We start from the raw sequence: 18,274 nt of genomic DNA, 5'->3' as shown, positions 1-18,274 counted from the left end.
GCCTGCGCCTGATGGCTCTGGAAGAGCGCGCCCGCGCGCTCTTCTCCGGCCGCGTGGAGTTCCTCAAATCCGCCCCTGAACTCAAATTCCTGCCCGAGCCGGACTTTCCCGAGATCGCGTTTTGCGGCCGCTCCAACGTGGGCAAGTCCTCGCTGCTCAATGCCCTCACCGGGCGCAAGTCGCTGGCGCGCACCTCGGTCACGCCGGGTCGCACGCAGGAACTGAACTATTTCGAGGTGGGCACCCCCACCCTGTTCCGCCTGGTCGACATGCCCGGCTATGGCTTTGCCAAGGCGCCGCCCAAGGTGGTGGAGCAGTGGCGCCGCCTGGTGCGCGACTATCTGCGTGGCCGCGTGGTGCTCAAGCGCACGCTGCTGCTGGTTGACAGCCGCCACGGCATCAAGACGGTCGATACCGAAATGATGCAGATGCTCGACGAAGCCGCCGTCGGCTATCGCGTGGTCTTGACCAAGGCCGACAAGATCAAGGCCAGCGAACTGGCCGACGTGGTGGCAGAGACCCAGACCATCGCGCGCAAGCACATCGCCGCCCACCCCGAGGTCAGCGTGACTTCGTCGGAAAAGGGCCTGGGCATCGCCGCCCTGCGCGGCGCCGTGCTGGACGACGCGGCGGTCTGACCCGCATTCCCTCCCCCTCCTCTTCAGAGGAGGGGGCCGGGGGGTGGTGGAAACATGGCGCAAGCCTTCGCACCACCCCCGGCCCCTCCTCTGAAGAGGAGGGGAGTTTAGACTTTCATCCCCGTTCGGGCTGAGCCTGTCGAAGCCCCCCGCTGGCAAGCGCCACGCCCACACCCTCGACAGCCCGCCCCCCAGGCTTTAGGCGGAAAGGCCACGCCCCACGCGAAAGGCCCCGCATGAAGCTGGTCATCGGCAACAAGAATTATTCCAGCTGGTCGTTGCGCGGCTGGCTGGCCGCCAAGCAATCGGGCCTGGCTTTCGAGGAAATCACCGTTCCGCTCTATGGCGATGATTGGGACGAGGCCAAGCGCCGCGATGCCAATCTGGCGCCGTCATCGGGCAAAGTGCCGATCCTGTGGGACGGCGATGCTGTGGTGTGGGACAGCCTGGCGATCATCGACTATCTGGCCGACAAGGTGGGCCGCGATCGCTTCTGGCCCAAGGACGATGCCGCCCGCGCCATGGCGCGATCGATGGTGGCGGAAATGCATTCGGGCTATTTCGCGCTGCGCGGCCACATGCCGATGAACATCCGCCGCCGGCAGGCCCAGCCCGAGGTGCGCGACGATGTGCGCGCCGATATCGTGCGCATCCTGCAACTCTGGGCCGAAGCGCGCGCCCGCTTTGGCCAGGGTGGCCCGTTCCTGTTCGGCACGTTCAGCGCGGCCGACATCATCTATGCCCCGGTGGTCTCGCGCTTCGTCACCTATGGCGTGGGCGTGCCCGGCTTTGCCGTCGCCTATATGCAGGCGCTGTGGGAGCATCCGTGGATGCAGGCCTGGATCGAGGCAGCGGAAGACGAAGAATGGACCATCGAACAGTTCGAGGAAGCCAGCCACACATGAGCGCCGATCCCGTTGCCCTGACCGAACGCCTGATCGACTGCCCCAGCGTGACGCCGGCCACCGGCAGCGTGTTCGATGTGCTGCAAGCCATGGTCGTGCCGATGGGCTTTGCCGTGCACCGCTTTGTCGAGGGCGAAGCGCCCGATGGGCCGGTGGAGAACCTGTTCGCGATCCGCCAGGGCCCGGCCGGCAGCCGCCACTTCGCCTTTGCCGGGCACCTTGACGTGGTGCCGCCGGGCCAGGGCTGGAGCAGCGCGCCGTTCACCGCCGAGCGGCGCGGCGAACTGCTCTATGGCCGTGGCGCGGTGGACATGAAGGGCGCGATCGCCGCCTTCGTCGCGGCGCTGGCGGAAATCCCGCAAGAGGCCGGCACGATCAGCCTGATCATCACCGGCGACGAGGAAGGCCCGGCGCGCTATGGCACAGCCGCCCTGATCGAGCGCATGCGCGCGCTGGCTGGTTCGGGAGAGGGCAGCCTGCCCGATCTGTGCCTGGTGGGAGAGCCCACCTCGGTCAACCGGCTGGGTGACATGATGAAGATCGGCCGGCGCGGCTCGGTCAATATCTGGCTCACCGTCGATGGCGCGCAGGGCCATGTCGCCTATCCGCACCTCGCGGACAATCCCATTCCCCGGCTGATTGCCATGCTGGCCGAACTCGATGGCCTGGTGCTGGACGAAGGCAGCGACTGGTTTCAGCCGTCCAACCTGGAAATCACCGATATCGAGGTGGGCAACCCAGCCACCAACGTGATCCCTGCCCAGGCGCGCGCCCGGCTGTCGATCCGTTTCAACGATCTGCATACCGGCCAGGGGCTGGTCGATCGCGTCAGCGCCATTGGCAGCCGCCATGGCGGCACGGCGCGGGCGGTTATTTCGGGCGAAAGCTTCATTACCCTGCCCGGCGATTTTTCCACGCTGATCGCGCAGGCAGTGCAGACAGAAACCGGCGTCACGCCGGAACTGTCGACCACCGGCGGTACATCGGATGCGCGCTTTCTGCGCGCACTGTGCCCGGTGGTGGAATTCGGCCTGTGCAATGCGACGATGCACAAGAAGGATGAGGCCGTCGCGATGGAAGACCTGCGCGTACTGGCGCGAATCTATCGCCGCATTGCCTTGGCGGCGCTCCAACAACCATCGGCCTGAATTGTAAGCCTCAAGGCTTCGACAAGCTCAGCCTGAACGGAACCAGGGTTGTCCCTATGGTTCCGTTCACCCTGAGCTTGTCGAAGGGCGCTATCACAGCGCCCGGCAAGCCTTATTCCGCGCCGCGCGGGGTATCGTCGTCGATGCCCGCTTCGCCCAGGCCGCCTTCCTCGTCGTCGTCGTTGCGCTCGCCGCGATAGGCGCCCATGTCGATCCGGCCCGATGATACCATCTGCTTCATGTGATCGACCAGATCGGGGGTTGAGCCGGGCTCGTCGCCATCGCCAGACACGCGTTCGCTGTCTTCGGCGGCGCCCAGCACTGCGGTGGCACGGCCCAGCGCTTCATCGGCCAGGGTCTGGGCCTGGGACGACGAATCGTCCTGTTCCTGGTTGTGCGCCTCGGGGGCGAGATCGGGGATTGCCTTGCTCATGCGCGTCACTCCTTTGCCGGAACTACGCGCCGCGCGGCGCCCCGTTCCCCCGCACTTGCCTACCGCGTGGGGACAGGCATCTCGCCGCTATAGTCATAGAACCCGCGCCCGGTCTTGCGGCCGTGCCAGCCGGCCTCGACATATTTCACCAATAGCGGCGCGGGGCGATACTTGCTGTCACCCGTGCTGGAATGCAGCACGCGGATGATTTCCACGCAGGTATCCAGCCCGATGAAATCGGCCAGTTCCAGCGGCCCCATCGGATGGTTGAGGCCAAGGCGACAGGCCTTGTCGATATCGACGATGCTGGCGGTGCCGCTGCCCAGCACGAAGGCCGCTTCGTTGAGCATCGGCATCAGCACGCGGTTGACGATGAAGCCAGCCTCATCCTGCGAGAGCACAAGTTCCTTGTTGAGCCGCCCGACCAGCGCGCGCATCGTATCGAGCGTGGCGGCCGAGGTGGCGAGGCCCGGGATCACCTCGACCAGGTTCATCACCGGCACGGGGTTGAAGAAATGCAGCCCGATGAAACGCGCCGGATCGGGCGAGGCCGCTGCCATGCGGGTGATCGGGATCGAGCTGGTATTGCTCGCCAGGATCGCATGCGGCGCGAGGACGGCGCCAGCGGCGGCAAAGATCTTCTGCTTGATGTCTTCGCGCTCGGTCGCGGCTTCCACGATCAGGTCGGCCGCAGCCATCGGCGCATAGTCCGCCACCGGGGTGATGCGCGCCACGATCGCATCGGCATCGGCGGCGCCGATCTTGTCCTTGGCGACCAGGCGCGCGAGCGCCTTGGCGATCTTGTCACGCCCCTTTTCGGCGGCGGCCAGGTTCACATCGGCCAGCAGCACGGCCAGCCCGGCCTGGGCCATGACCTGCGCAATGCCTGCGCCCATCTGCCCGGCCCCGATCACGGCAACGGTCTGCATGCCCACTATCCTTCTACACGGTTGATCAGCGGCTGGCCCCCGGCACCCACAACGGATCGCGCCCGGCATTGAGCGCGCGGGCCAGCACGAACAGATAATCCGACAGCCGATTGAGATAGGCAAGCGCCGCCGGGTTGACCGGCTCTTGCGCGGCGAGCGCCACGGCGGCGCGTTCGGCGCGGCGGGTAATCGCGCGGGCCAGGTGCACGCGCGCGGCCGCCTCGCTGCCGCCCGGCAGGATGAAGCTGGTGAGTGGCGGCAGCGCGGCATTGCGCGCGTCGATCATCGCCTCCAGCCAGGCGACCTGCCCCGGCACCACGCGCAGCGTCATATCGCCAGGAGCGAAATCGCTGCCGGGGGTGGCCAGATCGGCGCCAAGGTCGAACAGGTCGTTCTGGATGCGCGTCAATTCCGCGCCAGCATCGGGCGGCACGACCAATGCGGCCAGGCCTAGCGCGCTGTTGGCCTCGTCCACTTCGCCGATCGCGGCCATGCGCGCCTCGTGCTTGCCGCGGCGCGAGCCATCGACCAGCCCGGTCGTGCCATCGTCACCCGTGCGGGTGTAAATCTTGTTCAGCTTGACCATGAAATGGAACGAGCCCGTTCAGTTCTTGCCGCCGACCATCAGCAACACGATGACCACGACGATGGCCAGCCCCTGGAACTTGATGCGATTGAACATCATGCGGTTCTGCAGCAGCTGCATCTCGCGCACGCCTTCCTCGCCCCGCTCCAAGCCTTCGCGCGTGGTGCGCAGGAACGCGATCACGCCGCGCAGCAGCGACCAGACGGTCAGCGCCATGAGCACGATCAACAGGGGCACGAGCACATAGGTCATGGCAGCAGGTCTATGGTGTCTGCCAGGCAAATGCCAGTGTCAAAAAGACCAGCGCGCAATGCGGCAGCCAGCGCCAGGCCATCGTCCCCGGCCAGGCGCCGTTCTGCCAGGCCAGCAGCGTCGCGACGCTTGGCCAGCTTGCGGCCATCGGGGCCGATCAGCACGGCATGGTGGTGCCAGCGCGGCACCGGCAGGCCAAGCAGTGCCTGAAGCAGGCGATGCACGTGGCTGGCGCGGAACAGGTCGATGCCGCGCGTGACCACGCTCACCCCGTCAGCGGCATCGTCCACCGTGGCAGCCAGGTGATAGGACGCCGGCGCATCCTTGCGCCAGAGCACGATATCGCCAAACATCTCCGGCGTGGCGCGCTGCTCCCCGCGCCGCTCATCCACCCACGACAGCGGGCCAGCCAGTGTAGCGGCCTTGGCCATGTCCAGCCGCCAGGCCACGTCCGCGCCGGGCGCCACCGGGTGCTGACGGCAGGTGCCGGGGTAGATCGGCCCGTCCGGCCCCTGCGCCGTGGCGGCAGCGGCAATCTCTGCCCGGGTGCAGCGGCACGGATAGAGCAGCCCCGCTGCGCGCAGGTGATCGGCGGCGCGGCGATAGTGCGCCAGGCGCTGCGACTGGGGCGTCACCTCATGCCATGACAGGCCAAGCCAGGCGAGGTCGGCGCGAAACGCTACGGCGAGTTCGGGCCGGCTGCGCGCGCCGTCGATATCCTCGATCCGCAGCAGGAACGTGCCGCCATCGGCCTGCGCGCGATCGTGCGCCACGATCACGGCCCAGGCATGACCAAGATGCAGCGGGCCATTGGGGCTGGGCGCGAAACGCGTGACGGCAGAAGGCATGGCGAGAGCGGCGGACATGGCCGGATGGGTAGAAGGTTTCCCCAGAGGAACAAGTGTATCCCATAAGACACAATTGTCCGAAACGCAAAACGGCGGCCCCACCGGACCGCCGCTTTAAGACCCGCCGCGATGCGGTGACATCGCGCTGCGGGGCTTTACTTACTATCTCATAGATATGCCATGGTCGCTTGAGAGGACCGACCAGACATATATCAGTGCTGCCGCCAGCGCTTAGACAAGCGTGGCAGTGAACATCGCGCCGCTGAGACCAGCGGCGAGGATGAGCGGCAGCACAACGGTTGCGATCTTGCGCATGGTGTGCTCCTGATTTCCTGCGAATTGCAAAGTTCATTGTTAAACCTTGCAGGATCCTCTCAGTCCGTCGCGCCGGCAGGGTAAGGCTCGGAGCCGCGAACTGACGCCCACATAAGACGAGGCGGTTTTGTTACAAGTGCGATCCTGGCGCCAGCACTTGCGCAAAACGCAATCCACATCGCGCAACCGTAGTTATCGTGACATATCCGCAACAGTTTTACCGCATTGCGCGGCCATGACGCCACACTGCGGGCTGTGGCGCAGAATTTGCGCCGACAGCTGGCCAAGTGCTGGACAGTCTGGCCCGCCTTCCTTATCGGCCAGCCATGACTATCCAGCCCGAAGAATCGGCCCCCGAATCGATCCTCATCGTCGATTTTGGCAGCCAGGTGACGCAGCTGATCGCACGCCGCGTGCGCGAGGCCGGCGTCTATTCCGAAATCGCCCCGTTCACCCAGGCCGAGGCGGCATTCCACCGCATGAAGCCCAAGGGCATCATCCTCTCGGGCTCGCCCGCCAGCGTGCCTGCCGATGGCAGCCCGCGCGCGCCGCAGGTGCTGTTCGACAGCGGCTTGCCGATCCTGGGCATCTGCTATGGCCAGCAGGTGATGAGCCACCAGCTCGGCGGCGAAGTGCAGCCAGGCGATTCGGGCGAATTCGGCCGGGCGTTCCTGACCGTGACCGAGCCTTGCGTGCTGTTCGACGGGCTGTGGACCGTGGGCGAACGCCACCAGGTGTGGATGAGCCACGGCGACAAGGTGACGCAGTTTGCGCCGGGCTTCCGCATCGTCGCGGTGTCCGATGGCGCGCCCTTTGCCGTCATCGCCAACGACGAAAAGAAGTATTACGGCACGCAGTTCCACCCCGAGGTGGTCCACACCCCCGATGGCGGCAAGCTGATCGCCAATTTCGTGCGCCACGTCTGCGGCTGCACCGGCGATTGGACCATGGCCGAATTCCGCAAGACCAAGATCGCGGAAATCCGCGCTCAGGTGGGTGATGCCCGCGTGATCTGCGGCCTTTCGGGCGGGGTCGATTCGGCCGTTGCCGCCGTGCTGATCCACGAGGCGATCGGTGACCAGCTGACCTGCGTGTTCGTCGACCATGGCCTGATGCGCCTGGGCGAGGCGGAACAGGTGGTCTCGCTGTTCCGCAACCACTATCACATCCCGCTGGTCCACGTGGACGTGTCCACGCTGTTCCTCAAGGGCCTGGAAGGGGTGACCGACCCCGAGGCCAAGCGCAAGTTCATCGGCAAGACCTTCATCGACGTGTTCGAGGCCGAGGCGCGCAAGGTGGGTGGCGCCGATTTCCTCGCGCAGGGCACGCTCTATCCCGATGTGATCGAAAGCGTGTCGTTCACCGGCGGGCCTTCGGTGACGATCAAGAGCCACCACAACGTGGGTGGCCTGCCCGAACGCATGAACATGAAGCTGGTCGAGCCCTTGCGCGAACTGTTCAAGGACGAAGTGCGCGCACTGGGCCGCGAGCTGGGCCTGCCCGATATCTTCGTGGGCCGACACCCGTTCCCCGGGCCGGGCCTGGCCATCCGCATCCCCGGCGAAGTGACGCGCGAGCGCTGCGACATCCTGCGCAAGGCCGACGCGATCTACCTCGAGGAAATCCGCAACGCCGGGCTCTACGACGCGATCTGGCAGGCCTTTGCCGTGTTGCTGCCGGTGCGCACCGTGGGCGTGATGGGCGACCATCGCACTTATGATTCGGTCTGCGCACTGCGCGCGGTTACCTCGACCGATGGCATGACCGCCGATATCTATCCCTTCGACGCCGGCTTCCTCAGCCGCGTGGCGACGCGCATCGTCAACGAGGTCAAGGGCATCAACCGCGTGGTCTATGACTATACGTCAAAGCCGCCCGGCACGATCGAGTGGGAATGATCTGATCGATCCCAAAGGGTGCCGCGAACCATAAGTTCCGGCACCCTTTTTCGTGGCATCAGCGCAGCAGCATCCACAGCGCCATGGCCACCATGGCGAGGTTTTCGGTCAGCGACACGAAGCCGAGCGGCACGTTGCTCGATCCGCCCACGCAGGCGCATTTCAGCTCGCGGCGGTCGACATAGACGGCCTTGAATACCGAGACCGCGCCGATCGTGCCGATGAACAGCGCCACCGGCACCGACAGCCAGGTCCATACCCCAGCGATCATCAGCACGCCGGCCAGCGCCTCGGCAAAAGGATAGACGCTGGCATAGGGCACCCAGCGCTGGGCGAGCAGGTCATAGCCCAGGAACATCGTGGCAAAGCGATCGAGATCCTGCAGCTTGAGCAGGGCCAGCACGGCCATGCTCATGCCGACGAACCATTCGCCGGCGCGCAGGGTGAACGGGGTGCCAAACGCGGCCTGGCTGGCGGCCAGCGCCATCAGCGCGGTCAGGGCAAAAAGCACCGCGACGGGCGTATAGCTGGTGGCCTTGGGATCGGGCACCGCAAGGCCGAAATGCCGGCGTAGATCGTCATAGCCGCCGATCCGCTCGCCATCGATAAACACCTGCGGTGTGGTGCGCACATCGTGCGCCGCCTTGAACGCATCGGTTTCCGCGCGCGTGCGCAGCCAGTGGTCTTCCACCGCAAAGCCGCGCTGGCGCAGCAAGTGCTTGGCCTTGAGGCCGAATGGGCAAATATGCTTGTCCATCACCATGCGATAGAGGACGGCGCGGGGGGCGGGAGTGGTCATAGCAGCGGCCTTTTTACAACGGACACCGGCTGGAAACAGCGCAGCTGCACCCCATATAGGGTCCGTACCATGGTACGGAGTCAAGGGATGCCTGCGCAAAATGCTGCTTCTTCACCGCCCGGCCGCCTGACGATCGCCAGCCTGGCCAGCGCGGCAGAAGTGGGCGTGGAAACCGTGCGCTATTACCAGCGGCGCGGGATACTCGAAACGCCCGAGCGCGGGGATGGTGCCGGCGGCGCTATCCGCCGTTATGACGAAAGCCACGTGCGCCGCTTGCGCTTCATCCGCGCTGCCCAGGCCGCCGGGTTTACGCTGGAGCAGATCAGCGAACTGCTCGCGCTGGATGCCACGAGCGATCGTGCCCGCGTGCACGCATTGGCGGCGCAGCAGATCGCCACGCTCGACGCCAGGATCGCCGCGCTGGAAGAAGCGCGCGCCGCGCTGCAACACCTGGCGCAGGCATGCCATGCTGGCGAGGCCGGACCCTGCCCTATTCTGGCAGCATTCGATCGTTAAAAAACAATTACTTGCCGATCACGTCAGGCGACAAACGGGAACCAAAGGGGGTTTTGGCGATTGATAAGGCGCGTCAGCTGACAGCCACAGCCAAGGAGCGCCCCCATTCCTTTTACCGCCACCATGCCCGCCACACTGCCTGCGCCGCGCCCCGGCTTGCTCGAAGGCGCGACCGTGTTTCTCGATATCGACGGCACCCTGCTGGAGCTGGCCGACGACCCTGAAGCCGTGCGCGCCGATGGCCCGACGCGGGCGCTGCTGCGCGATCTGGCCGAGCGTCTGGATGGGCGGTTGGCCATGGTCAGCGGGCGTTCGCTCGAACAGATCGACCTCATTCTCGGCCCGATTGCCCAGGCGCTGCCCGTGACCGGCAGTCATGGCCTCGAATACCGCTGGAACGAAGTATGGGCGCGGCCCGAACGCCTGGCCGTGTTGAATGACGTGGCCAGCGCATTTCATAGCCTGGCGCAAACCTGGCCGGGCTGCCTGGTCGAGGAAAAGTCATACGGCGTGGCCTTTCACTGGCGCCTGGCGCCGCAAGCGCGCCAACAGGCCGAAACCATGGCGGTGCAACTGGCTGATAGCCACGCCCTCAAGATCCAGCACGGCAAGGACCTGGTGGAACTGCGCATGCCCGGCGGCGACAAGGGGCAGGCGGTACGCCGCCTGATGGCGCGCAAGGGCATGATCGGCACGCGGCCGGTGTTCTTTGGCGATGACCTGACCGACGAGGCCGGGTTTGCCGCTGCCCGCGCGCTGGGCGGCCATGGCGTGCTGGTGGGCGAACGGGCGCTCAACGGCAGCAGCACGGCCGCCACCCTGGCCTTGCCCTCGCCGCATGCGGTGCGCGCGTTCCTGCGCGCCTTTGCCGATGGCACGGCGGAGGTGCCGGAATGACCCAGGCACGCATGCAAGAGACGGAAATGACCGAAGACAACAGCCACGCCGCCAGCGTCGATCTTTGGCCGATCGGCAATTGCCAGGTGGCCGGGATGATCGATCGCAGCGGCAACCTGGTCTGGGGCTGCGTGCCGCGGCTCGATGGCGACCCGACGTTTTGCGCGCTGCTTGATGACAAGGCGCCGGGCGATCCGGCGGCCAAGGGCTTCTGGTCGATCACCCTGGATGACGTGGTCGCGACGCGGCAGCACTATATCCGCAATACTCCGGTGCTGATCACCACCCACACCGATGCCCAGGGCGGCGCCATCGAGGTGGTCGATTTCTGCCCGCGCTACAAGAACCACGGGCGCATGTATCGGCCGGTGGCATTTGCCCGCATCGTGCGGCGCCTGGCGGGCAGCCCGCGCATCCGCGTGGCGCTGCGGCCGGCCAGCGAATGGGGCGCCACCGTCCCGGCGCGCACCAGCGGTTCGCACCATATCCGCTATCTGTTGCAAGACCTGACTCTGCGCCTGTCCACCGATGCTCCGATCGGCTGGGTGAACGACGAGCGATCGTTCCGGGTGGAGCGCACGCTGCATTTCTTCCTGGGGCCGGACGAAAGCTTTGCCAACGATCTGGGCCATGGCCTGGAAGAAATGCTGGCGCGCACGATTGCCGAATGGCGCCACTGGACGCGCGGCCTAGCCACTCCCCTGGAATGGCAGGACGCGGTGATCCGCAGCGCCATCACGCTCAAGCTGTGCCAGTTCGAGGAAACCGGCGCGATCGTGGCGGCACTGACCACCTCGATTCCCGAACACGCCGATTCCGGGCGCAACTGGGACTATCGCTTCTGCTGGATTCGCGATGCCTATTACACGATCCAGGCGCTCAATCGCCTGGGCGCGCTCGATGTGCTGGAAGGCTATCTCGAATATCTGCGCAACGTGGTCGAGGGCGCGCGCGGCGGCCATATCCAGCCGCTCTATGGCCTGGGCGGCGAAGACAAGCTGACCGAGTGGGAGGCGCAGGGCTTGCCCGGCTATCGCGGCATGGGGCCGGTGCGCGTGGGCAACCAGGCCTATGAACAGATCCAGCACGATGCCTATGGCCAGATCGTGCTGTGCAACACCCAGGCGTTCATCGACCGCCGGCTCTATCGCATGGCCGGCATGGCCGATTTCGAGGCGCTGGAAGCGGTAGGCGAGCGCGCCTTCCAGGTGCATGACCAGCCCGACGCGGGCCTGTGGGAGTTCCGCACCCGCGCCGATGTACACACCTATTCGGCGGCGATGTGCTGGGCCGCCTGCGATCGGCTGGCCAACATCGCCGCCGAACTGGGCCTGCCCGAACGCGCCGATTTCTGGCAGAACCGCGCCGATGCCATCCGCGCCACGATCGAGGCGCGCGCCTGGCGCCCGGAAACGCAGCGCTTTTCCGCCACGTTTGGTGGGGACGATCTCGACGCCAGCCTGATCCAGCTGCTCGACATGCGCTTCCTGCCGCCCGATGATCCGCGCTTCCAGGGCACCTTGCGCGCGGTGGAAGAAGGCCTGCGCCGTGGCAGCCATATGCTGCGCTATGCCAGCGAGGATGATTTCGGTCTGCCGACGACCGCCTTCAACGTCTGCACGTTCTGGCTGATCGAAGCGCTCCATGCCACCGGGCGGGCGCCGGAAGGGCGCGAACTGTTTGAGGAAATGCTCGCCCGCCGCACCGCAGCCGGGCTGCTGTCAGAAGATATCGACCCCGTTTCCGGGGAGCTGTGGGGCAATTACCCGCAGACCTACTCGCTCGTTGGCATGATCAACTGTGCCGGCCTGCTGAGCAAGCCATGGAGTGCCATAAGGTGAAGCGCCTGATCGTCGTCTCGAACCGTGTCCAGCCGCCCAGTGAAGATGAGCCGGGCAACCAGGGCGGACTGACCGTCGCATTGTCCACCGTGCTGCGCGAAAGCGACGGCATCTGGTTCGGCTGGTCGGGCGGGGAGACCGAAAGCTTTACCGGCCATATCAATTTCCAGAAATCGGCCGGCGTCACCACCGCCACGGTCGATCTGGAGCCGCAGGACATCCACGAATACTACGATGGCTTTGCCAACCGCACGCTGTGGCCGCTGTTCCACTATCGCGTGAGCCTGGCCGAGTTCGAGCGCGGGTTCGTCGATGGCTATGAACGCGTCAACACCCGCTTTGCCGATACGCTGCTGCCGCTGATCGCCAAGGACGATCTGGTGTGGGTGCACGATTACCACCTGATCCCGCTGGGCCAGCGCCTGCGCGAACGCGGCGTGGCCAACCGCATCGGCTTTTTCCTGCACATTCCCTGGCCGCCGATGCGGCTGATGGTGTCGCTGCCCAATCACCAGGAACTGGTCGAATCGCTGTTCGGCTATGATGTGGTGGGCTTTCACACCCAGGATTGGCTGGAAAGCTTCATCGATTACGTCCGCGCGCAGATGGACGCGACGATCGGCGAAGACAACACCGTCACCTGGAATGGCCGCACCCTGCGCGCGGTGGTCTGCCCGATCGGCATCGACGCCCAGGAATTTGCCGACACCGCCAATGGCCCGGTGGCCGAGGCGATGCGCCAGCGCATGGAGGAAAGTGCTGGCGGCCGCGCGATGATCGTGGGCGTGGACCGGCTCGACTATTCCAAGGGCCTGCAGGAACGCTTCATCGGCTATGAACGCCTGCTGTCGCAACGTGAAGACCTGCACGAAAAGGTCTTCCTGCTGCAGATTGCCCCGCCCAGCCGCGAAAGCGTGCAGACCTACCAGGAAATCCGCGCCAGCCTGGATTCGCTTTCGGGGCGGATCAATGGCGAGTTTTCCAGCGTGGAATGGGTGCCGCTGCGCTATGTCAACAAGGGCTATCCGCGCGATGTGCTCGCCGGCGTCTATCGCGCCGCCAAGGTGGGCCTGGTTACGCCCCTGCGCGACGGGATGAACCTGGTGGCCAAGGAATTCGTGGCGGCGCAAGACCCGGCCGATCCGGGCGTGCTGGTGCTGTCGAACTTTGCCGGGGCGGCCGCGCAGATGAGCCAGGCGGTGCTGGTCAATCCCTATAGCCCCGAAGAGATCGCCGATGCCTTGGGCCAGGCGCTGACCATGCCGCTGGCCGAACGCCAGGAACGCTGGCGCGCGCTGATGGATACCGTGCTGGAGCAGGACGTGATGTGGTGGCTGGGCCAGTTCATGGCCGCGCTTGATCCTGATGAAGCGCAGGAACCCGCACTGAGCGAGGTGCAATCGTGACCATTACGGGCTGAACGGTGCTTGGGGCTTGCCAAAGAGCGCTCAAAGATATATCTTAGAACTCGTTCACAGCAATTCCCTGCCCCACTCCGCACAGACAGGCCCCCGATGACCAGCCAAGCCAGCCAGACCACCACCCCGCCCTCCGATCCTGCCGAGGCGCCGGTGCTGCGCCGCATGCGCCACGAAACCACGCTGCGCACCCTGCGCATCGCGCGGCACGAGCGGCTGACCCCCAACATGATCCGCATCGTGGCCGAAGGGCCCGAACTGGCAGGCTTTGTCAGCGGCGCGCCCGATGATCACATCAAGGTTTTCGTCGAAGGCGGGCCGGCTGAGCGGATCATGCGCGATTATACGCCGCGCCACCACGATGCCGCCGCCGGCACCCTGACCATCGATTTCTTCGACCATGAAGGCGGCCCGGTATCTGACTGGGCGCGCGCGGCCCGGGTGGGCGATCCCATCCGCATTGGCGGCCCGCGCGGTTCGCAGGTGATCGAGGGGCCAATTGCCCATTGGCTGCTGGTGGGCGATGAAACCGCGCTGCCGGCGATCGGCCGCCGCGTGGAGGAACTGCCCGCCGGGGTGCATGCCACGGTGATCGGCGCCGTGCCGGGCGCGGCCGACGAGCAGACCTTTGCCACCGCCGCCACGCTGGAAACGCACTGGCTGCATCGCGACGCTGCGGCCGCCACCGATCCTGCGCCGATCATCGCCGCGCTGGCGCAGATCGACCTGCCGCCGGCCACCTTCGTGTGGATTGCGGCCGAAGCCGGCGTGGCGCGCGCCGCCCGCGAATACCTGGTGGAAACGCGCGGCCTCGACAAGCGGTGGATCAAGGCGGCCGGCTATTGGGTGGCGGGCCAAGCGGATTCCTCGGCCAAGAACCTGGGCGAGGCTGACGCGGCCGGTGGGCACTGACCGCCCATGGCCCAGCCTGTCTTGCGAGAAGCCGGCCCTGCCGATGCCCACGCCGTGATCGCGTTGTGGCAGGCGGCGGGGCTGACCCGGCCGTGGAACGATCCGGCCACGGACTATCATCTGGCGATGGAAAACCCGGCCTGCACCGTGATCCTGGCCGAGCAGGAGGGGACGCCTGCGGCCACGATCATGGTCGGCTATGACGGCCATCGCGGCTGGGTCTATTACCTGGGCGTGGCCCCGGCGTTTCAGCGCCAGGGCCTGGGCCGCGCGCTGATGCAGGCCGCCGAACAGTGGCTTGCCGCGCGCGACTGCCCCAAGCTGATGCTGATGGTCCGTGCCGACAACCTGGCGACCAAGGCCTTCTATGCCGCGCTGGGATACGAACCCCAGGCGGTGGAAACCCTCGGTCGCCGCCTCGACGGGCGGTAGGGTGCCCTACTTCAGCCCGATCAGCGAAATCTCGCGGCCATAGCCCGGCTCCCCGGCATGGGTGGCGCGGCGGAACGAGAAGAAGCGGTCGGGCTGGGCGTAGGTATCTTCGTCCAGCATGCCGATCAAGCCCACGCCAAACGCGTGGAGCCGATGCGCGACATAGCCAGGCAGGTCGAACCAGGCGTGGCCGGCCTTGCCAGCGCGGAAAAAGCGTTCGTTTTCGGCTGACTGGGCCAGGAAGCGGTCTTCGAACCCGGCATCCACCTCATAGCTTTTCTGGCCGATGCACGGGCCGACCACCGCCACGATCGCCGCGCGATCGGCGCCCAGCGCCTCCATTGCCGCAACGGTGCGATCGGTGACGCCGTCGAACGCGCCGCGCCAGCCGGCATGCGCCGCGCCGATTACCCCAGCATGGGGATCGTGAAACAGCACCGGCGCGCAATCGGCCGTCAAAATGCCCAGCAGCACGCCACGCTGGCGGGTGACGAGAGCGTCGCCACGCGGGCGGTCTGCCTCGTCCCACGGCTGGTCCACGGTGATGACATCGGCCGAATGCACCTGATAGGCGCAGACCAGCGTGGCCCCCGGCAGCACCGCCGCAGTGGCGCGGCGGCGGTTTTCGGCCGTGGCGGCGGGATCGTCCTCACTGCCCCAACCTACATTGAGCCCGGCATGAATGCCGGCGGAAACCCCGCCGCGCCGCCCGAGGAAGCCATGGGCAGCACCGTCCAGCGCGGGGTGGGTGAGAACCTCTACGCTCATCCGTCCAGGCTCTTGCTCACCTGTTCGCGCACATCGCGTGACAGGCGCGGTGCGGCGGCGATCCGCTCCAGCTGCGCACGCATCAGCGCGGCGCGCACCGGCTCGATCCGCCGCCAACGGCCCAGCGGCGCCACGAACCGCGCCGCCACGTTGCCGTTGATCGGATCGAGTGCCAGAATCAGATCGGCAATCAGCGCATAGCCGGCGCCATCGGCCGCATGGAACGCCTGGGGATTGGCGGCAAATGCCATGTAGAGCGCCCGCACGCGGTTGGGATTGGTCAGGGTGAAATCGGCATGCTGCGCCAGGGCGCGCACATGATCGAGAGCGCGCGGATGGAGCGAGCCGGCCTGGAGCGAGAACCACTTGTCGATCACCAGCCGGTTATCGGCAAAGCGAGCGTGGAAATGCGCCAGCGCGTCGTCGCGCGCGGGCACGTCCAGCCCACACAGCACCATCAGCGCGCCCTGACGATCGGTCATGTTGTCGGCCGCATCATACTGCGCCTTGGCGCGCTGCGCCGCCTCGACCGGATCGGCAGCAGCGAGATAGACCAGCGCCTGGGTCTTGAGCTTGCGCGCGCCGCGCGCCGCGGCATCAAGGCCATAGGGCACCGCCGTGCAGCGATCGTGCAGGCCGCGCCAAGCGTCGCCCAGTTCACGGCCCAGCCAGGCCTTGAGTGCTTCGCGCTCGGCGTGAACGCGCGCCGGATCGACCGGATTGATCTGCTCGGCCAGATAGGCCTCGCCCGGCAGCATGACCAGTTCGCCGCGCATCAGGTCATCCAGCGCGGCATCGGCCAGGATCGCGCCCAGCGCCCCGCCGATCGCGGCGCGGCCAGCCTCGCGCGATGCATCATCGAGCCGCCCTTCGACCGCCGCCACCAGATGCTGCACCACCAGTTGCTGCATCGCTTCATAGCGGGCAAAGGCATCGTCATCGTGGCCGGCGAGGAACACCAGGTCTTCCACGCTTTGCGGCGCATTGATCGCCACGGGCGCCGAAAACCCGCGGTTGATCGACAGCACCGGCGCCTCGGCAAAGCCGTCAAAGGTAAAGGTCTGCGCGGCGTCAGCCAGCACGATGAGGTGTTCGCCGCCATGGCGGCCGGTAGCCCGATCGAACAGCGCCGTGCGCAGCGGAATGACCATCGGCTGCTTTACCGGCTGGCCCGGCGTGGGCGGCACGGTCTGCTTGAACGCCAGGGTCACCGTGCCGCTGGCGGCATCGTGGGTCATGCCCACGTCCACCTGCGGCGTACCGGCCTGCTCGTACCAGCGGCGGAACTGCTTGAGGTCGAGCCCGGCGCCATCCTCGATCGCGGTGACGAAATCCTCGCAGGTCGCGGCCTCGCCATCGTGGCGCTCGAAATAAAGGTCCGTCCCCGCGCGGAACCTTTCCGAGCCGGCCAGCACGGTCATCATGCGGATGACCTCGGCCCCCTTGTTATAGACGGTTGCCGTGTAGAAATTGCTGATTTCCTGATAGGAATCGGGGCGGATCGGGTGCGCCAGCGGTCCCGAATCCTCAGGGAACTGGGCGCTGCGCAACACGCGCACATCCTCGATCCGCTTGACCGGGGCAGAGCCCTGATCAGCCGAGAACTGCTGGTCGCGCAGCACGGTGAAGCCTTCCTTCAGGGAAAGCTGGAACCAGTCGCGGCAGGTCACGCGGTTGCCCGACCAGTTGTGGAAATACTCGTGCGCCACCACGCCTTCCACGCCGTCGTAATCGGCGTCGGTCGCGGTTTCCGGGTCGGCCAGGATATAGCGGGTATTGAAGATGTTCAGCCCCTTGTTCTCCATCGCCCCGGCGTTGAAATCGGAAACAGCCACGATGTTGAACAGGTCGAGATCGTATTCCCGGCCATAGACCTTTTCGTCCCAGTCCATCGAGGCGATCAGCGCGCGCATGGCATGGGCAGTGCGGGTTTCATCGCCCGCGCGCACCCAGATCGCCAGGTCAACGTCGCGCCCCGACGCGGTGGTGAAGCGATCGCGCATGGCAATCAGATCACCGGCGACCAGGGCAAAGAGGTACGACGGCTTGGGCCAGGGATCGTGCCAGATCGCCCAGTGCGTGCCATCGTCTTCCTCGCCGCTGTCCATCGGATTGCCGTTCGACAGCAGCACCGGGAACGCCGCCTTGTCCGCCGTGAGCGTGACGGTATAGCGGCTGAGCACGTCGGGCCGGTCAGGGAAGAAGGTGATGCGGCGAAAGCCCTCGGCCTCGCACTGGGTGCACAGCAGCCCGCCCGAGGCATAGAGGCCGGACAACTGGGTATTGGCCGTGGGATCGATCGTGGTTTCGATCGTCACCTGATGGGCATCGCCCGGCAGTTCCACCACCAGATCGTCGCCATCAATGGCCCAGGCACTGTGCGGCTCGCCATCCACGGAGACGCTCTGCGCCAGCAGGCCATCGCCGTTGAGGCGCAGCGGCCCGCCATCGCCAGCCGCGTTGCGCTCCACATCGAGCGTCGCCGTCACCTGCGTGGCGGCAAGATCGAGCAGGAAATCGAGCGCGATATCGGGCACCAGCCAGGCGGGCGGGCGATAATCGGCGCGCTGGATCACGACGGGCGGCTGGCTGGCTGAATCCTTCATGGCACAGACTTAGGAAGCCGCAGGCCTTGGGGCAATTGAGCAAATCGGAAACAGGGGATAATTGCCGGGTTTAAGCCCTCTCTGCTTCGCAAGGAGGGGCTGGGGATAGGTGGAGGCCCTGCGCCAAGCATGA

Annotated in this window: 18 protein-coding genes; 10 read left to right on the top strand and 8 right to left on the bottom strand. The window is 66.2% G+C overall.

Translation table 11 applies throughout. The annotated features are described in order from the left end of the window. The first annotated feature begins 11 nt into the window (after positions 1-11). From yihA to dapE, 3 genes are all read left to right on the top strand, one after another. The gene (gene yihA, locus C8K14_RS09605) at positions 12-638 is read left to right on the top strand and encodes a ribosome biogenesis GTP-binding protein YihA/YsxC (protein ID WP_107716539.1); all 627 of its coding nucleotides are present in this window, start codon (positions 12-14) and stop codon (positions 636-638) included. 236 nt (positions 639-874) lie between these two features. Further along, a complete protein-coding gene (locus C8K14_RS09600; RefSeq protein ID WP_022676808.1) occupies positions 875-1,543 on the top strand; it encodes a glutathione S-transferase family protein in 669 nt (222 codons plus the stop codon). Continuing rightward, entirely contained in the window at positions 1,540-2,691 is a 1,152-nt protein-coding gene (dapE, locus tag C8K14_RS09595; RefSeq protein WP_107716482.1) for a succinyl-diaminopimelate desuccinylase, read from the top strand. The genes C8K14_RS09600 and dapE overlap by 4 nt, the downstream gene beginning before the upstream one ends. A 112-nt stretch (positions 2,692-2,803) precedes the next feature. On the opposite strand, the gene C8K14_RS09590 is transcribed toward dapE, so the two are convergent. From C8K14_RS09590 to gluQRS, 5 genes are read right to left on the bottom strand one after another with little or no spacing between them, the layout of a single operon-like run. After that, a complete protein-coding gene (locus C8K14_RS09590) occupies positions 2,804-3,124 on the bottom strand; it encodes a hypothetical protein (protein WP_022676806.1) in 321 nt (106 codons plus the stop codon). A gap of 59 nt (positions 3,125-3,183) precedes the next feature. Then, complete coding sequence (locus tag C8K14_RS09585; RefSeq protein WP_107716481.1) at positions 3,184-4,053, bottom strand: 3-hydroxyacyl-CoA dehydrogenase NAD-binding domain-containing protein; 870 nt, start codon at positions 4,051-4,053, stop codon at positions 3,184-3,186. Positions 4,054-4,078: 25 nt separating this feature from the next. Continuing rightward, on the bottom strand, positions 4,079-4,639 hold the full coding sequence (locus C8K14_RS09580) for a cob(I)yrinic acid a,c-diamide adenosyltransferase (protein WP_107716480.1): 561 nt from the start codon (positions 4,637-4,639) through the stop codon (positions 4,079-4,081). 18 nt (positions 4,640-4,657) lie between these two features. Then, positions 4,658-4,891 carry an HIG1 domain-containing protein gene (locus C8K14_RS09575; protein ID WP_107716479.1) on the bottom strand — a complete coding sequence of 78 codons (234 nt, stop codon included), beginning with the start codon at positions 4,889-4,891 and terminating at the stop codon, positions 4,658-4,660. Then, positions 4,888-5,757 (bottom strand): tRNA glutamyl-Q(34) synthetase GluQRS, encoded by an 870-nt coding sequence (gene gluQRS, locus C8K14_RS09570; protein WP_233250997.1) that lies wholly within the window; start codon positions 5,755-5,757, stop codon positions 4,888-4,890. Before gluQRS ends, C8K14_RS09575 begins: the two co-directional genes overlap by 4 nt. Before the next feature lie 623 nt (positions 5,758-6,380). Between gluQRS and guaA the strand changes: the two genes are divergently transcribed. Further along, positions 6,381-7,952, top strand: a complete 1,572-nt coding sequence (gene guaA / locus C8K14_RS09565; protein ID WP_022676802.1) for a glutamine-hydrolyzing GMP synthase — start codon at positions 6,381-6,383, stop codon at positions 7,950-7,952. A gap of 58 nt (positions 7,953-8,010) precedes the next feature. Here the strand turns inward: guaA and C8K14_RS09560 are convergent, their stop codons facing one another. Then, positions 8,011-8,751 (bottom strand): MauE/DoxX family redox-associated membrane protein, encoded by a 741-nt coding sequence (locus tag C8K14_RS09560; RefSeq protein ID WP_107716477.1) that lies wholly within the window; start codon positions 8,749-8,751, stop codon positions 8,011-8,013. Between the two features lie 87 nt (positions 8,752-8,838). Between C8K14_RS09560 and C8K14_RS09555 the strand changes: the two genes are divergently transcribed. The 6 genes from C8K14_RS09555 to C8K14_RS09530 all read left to right on the top strand — a co-directional run bounded on the left by C8K14_RS09555 (position 8,839) and on the right by C8K14_RS09530 (position 14,767). After that, positions 8,839-9,267 carry a MerR family DNA-binding protein gene (locus C8K14_RS09555; protein WP_107716476.1) on the top strand — a complete coding sequence of 143 codons (429 nt, stop codon included), beginning with the start codon at positions 8,839-8,841 and terminating at the stop codon, positions 9,265-9,267. A 123-nt stretch (positions 9,268-9,390) separates the two neighbouring features. Continuing rightward, complete coding sequence (gene otsB / locus C8K14_RS09550) at positions 9,391-10,164, top strand: trehalose-phosphatase (protein ID WP_107716475.1); 774 nt, start codon at positions 9,391-9,393, stop codon at positions 10,162-10,164. Further along, the gene (locus tag C8K14_RS09545; RefSeq protein WP_233250996.1) at positions 10,161-12,005 is read left to right on the top strand and encodes a glycoside hydrolase family 15 protein; all 1,845 of its coding nucleotides are present in this window, start codon (positions 10,161-10,163) and stop codon (positions 12,003-12,005) included. Before otsB ends, C8K14_RS09545 begins: the two co-directional genes overlap by 4 nt. Further along, on the top strand, positions 12,002-13,411 hold the full coding sequence (locus tag C8K14_RS09540) for a trehalose-6-phosphate synthase (protein ID WP_107716538.1): 1,410 nt from the start codon (positions 12,002-12,004) through the stop codon (positions 13,409-13,411). Before C8K14_RS09545 ends, C8K14_RS09540 begins: the two co-directional genes overlap by 4 nt. Positions 13,412-13,519: 108 nt before the next feature. Then, a complete protein-coding gene (locus C8K14_RS09535; protein ID WP_107716474.1) occupies positions 13,520-14,335 on the top strand; it encodes a siderophore-interacting protein in 816 nt (271 codons plus the stop codon). A 6-nt stretch (positions 14,336-14,341) separates the two neighbouring features. Further along, on the top strand, positions 14,342-14,767 hold the full coding sequence (locus C8K14_RS09530) for a GNAT family acetyltransferase (protein ID WP_107716473.1): 426 nt from the start codon (positions 14,342-14,344) through the stop codon (positions 14,765-14,767). A gap of 6 nt (positions 14,768-14,773) precedes the next feature. On the opposite strand, the gene pgeF is transcribed toward C8K14_RS09530, so the two are convergent. Next, positions 14,774-15,535, bottom strand: coding sequence for a peptidoglycan editing factor PgeF (pgeF, locus tag C8K14_RS09525; protein ID WP_107716472.1), 762 nt, complete (start codon positions 15,533-15,535; stop codon positions 14,774-14,776). Continuing rightward, positions 15,532-18,141, bottom strand: a complete 2,610-nt coding sequence (gene pepN / locus C8K14_RS09520) for an aminopeptidase N (RefSeq protein WP_107716471.1) — start codon at positions 18,139-18,141, stop codon at positions 15,532-15,534. Before pepN ends, pgeF begins: the two co-directional genes overlap by 4 nt. Between the last annotated feature and the right edge of the window lie 133 nt (positions 18,142-18,274).

Origin of the sequence: Novosphingobium sp. GV079 (assembly GCF_003058045.1) — a bacterium.
GTDB lineage: Bacteria > Pseudomonadota > Alphaproteobacteria > Sphingomonadales > Sphingomonadaceae > Novosphingobium > Novosphingobium capsulatum.
Note: the sequence above shows the minus strand (reverse complement) of the source record. Positions and strands in the feature narration are given on the sequence as shown.

Bases quoted from the DNA above. Each gene is read 5' to 3' on its own strand.
- otsB (WP_107716475.1), top strand. From the start codon at position 9,391: ATGCCCGCCACACTGCCTGCGCCGCGCCCCGGCTTGCTCGAAGGCGCG.
- C8K14_RS09555 (WP_107716476.1), top strand. From the start codon at position 8,839: ATGCCTGCGCAAAATGCTGCTTCTTCACCGCCCGGCCGCCTGACGATC.
- C8K14_RS09560 (WP_107716477.1), bottom strand. From the start codon at position 8,751: ATGACCACTCCCGCCCCCCGCGCCGTCCTCTATCGCATGGTGATGGAC.
- pepN (WP_107716471.1), bottom strand. From the start codon at position 18,141: ATGAAGGATTCAGCCAGCCAGCCGCCCGTCGTGATCCAGCGCGCCGAT.
- C8K14_RS09535 (WP_107716474.1), top strand. From the start codon at position 13,520: ATGACCAGCCAAGCCAGCCAGACCACCACCCCGCCCTCCGATCCTGCC.
- C8K14_RS09585 (WP_107716481.1), bottom strand. From the start codon at position 4,053: ATGCAGACCGTTGCCGTGATCGGGGCCGGGCAGATGGGCGCAGGCATT.
- pgeF (WP_107716472.1), bottom strand. From the start codon at position 15,535: ATGAGCGTAGAGGTTCTCACCCACCCCGCGCTGGACGGTGCTGCCCAT.
- C8K14_RS09545 (WP_233250996.1), top strand. From the start codon at position 10,161: ATGACCCAGGCACGCATGCAAGAGACGGAAATGACCGAAGACAACAGC.
- yihA (WP_107716539.1), top strand. From the start codon at position 12: ATGGCTCTGGAAGAGCGCGCCCGCGCGCTCTTCTCCGGCCGCGTGGAG.
- C8K14_RS09590 (WP_022676806.1), bottom strand. From the start codon at position 3,124: ATGAGCAAGGCAATCCCCGATCTCGCCCCCGAGGCGCACAACCAGGAA.
- C8K14_RS09600 (WP_022676808.1), top strand. From the start codon at position 875: ATGAAGCTGGTCATCGGCAACAAGAATTATTCCAGCTGGTCGTTGCGC.
- C8K14_RS09580 (WP_107716480.1), bottom strand. From the start codon at position 4,639: ATGGTCAAGCTGAACAAGATTTACACCCGCACGGGTGACGATGGCACG.
- guaA (WP_022676802.1), top strand. From the start codon at position 6,381: ATGACTATCCAGCCCGAAGAATCGGCCCCCGAATCGATCCTCATCGTC.
- gluQRS (WP_233250997.1), bottom strand. From the start codon at position 5,757: ATGTCCGCCGCTCTCGCCATGCCTTCTGCCGTCACGCGTTTCGCGCCC.
- C8K14_RS09530 (WP_107716473.1), top strand. From the start codon at position 14,342: ATGGCCCAGCCTGTCTTGCGAGAAGCCGGCCCTGCCGATGCCCACGCC.
- dapE (WP_107716482.1), top strand. From the start codon at position 1,540: ATGAGCGCCGATCCCGTTGCCCTGACCGAACGCCTGATCGACTGCCCC.
- C8K14_RS09575 (WP_107716479.1), bottom strand. From the start codon at position 4,891: ATGACCTATGTGCTCGTGCCCCTGTTGATCGTGCTCATGGCGCTGACC.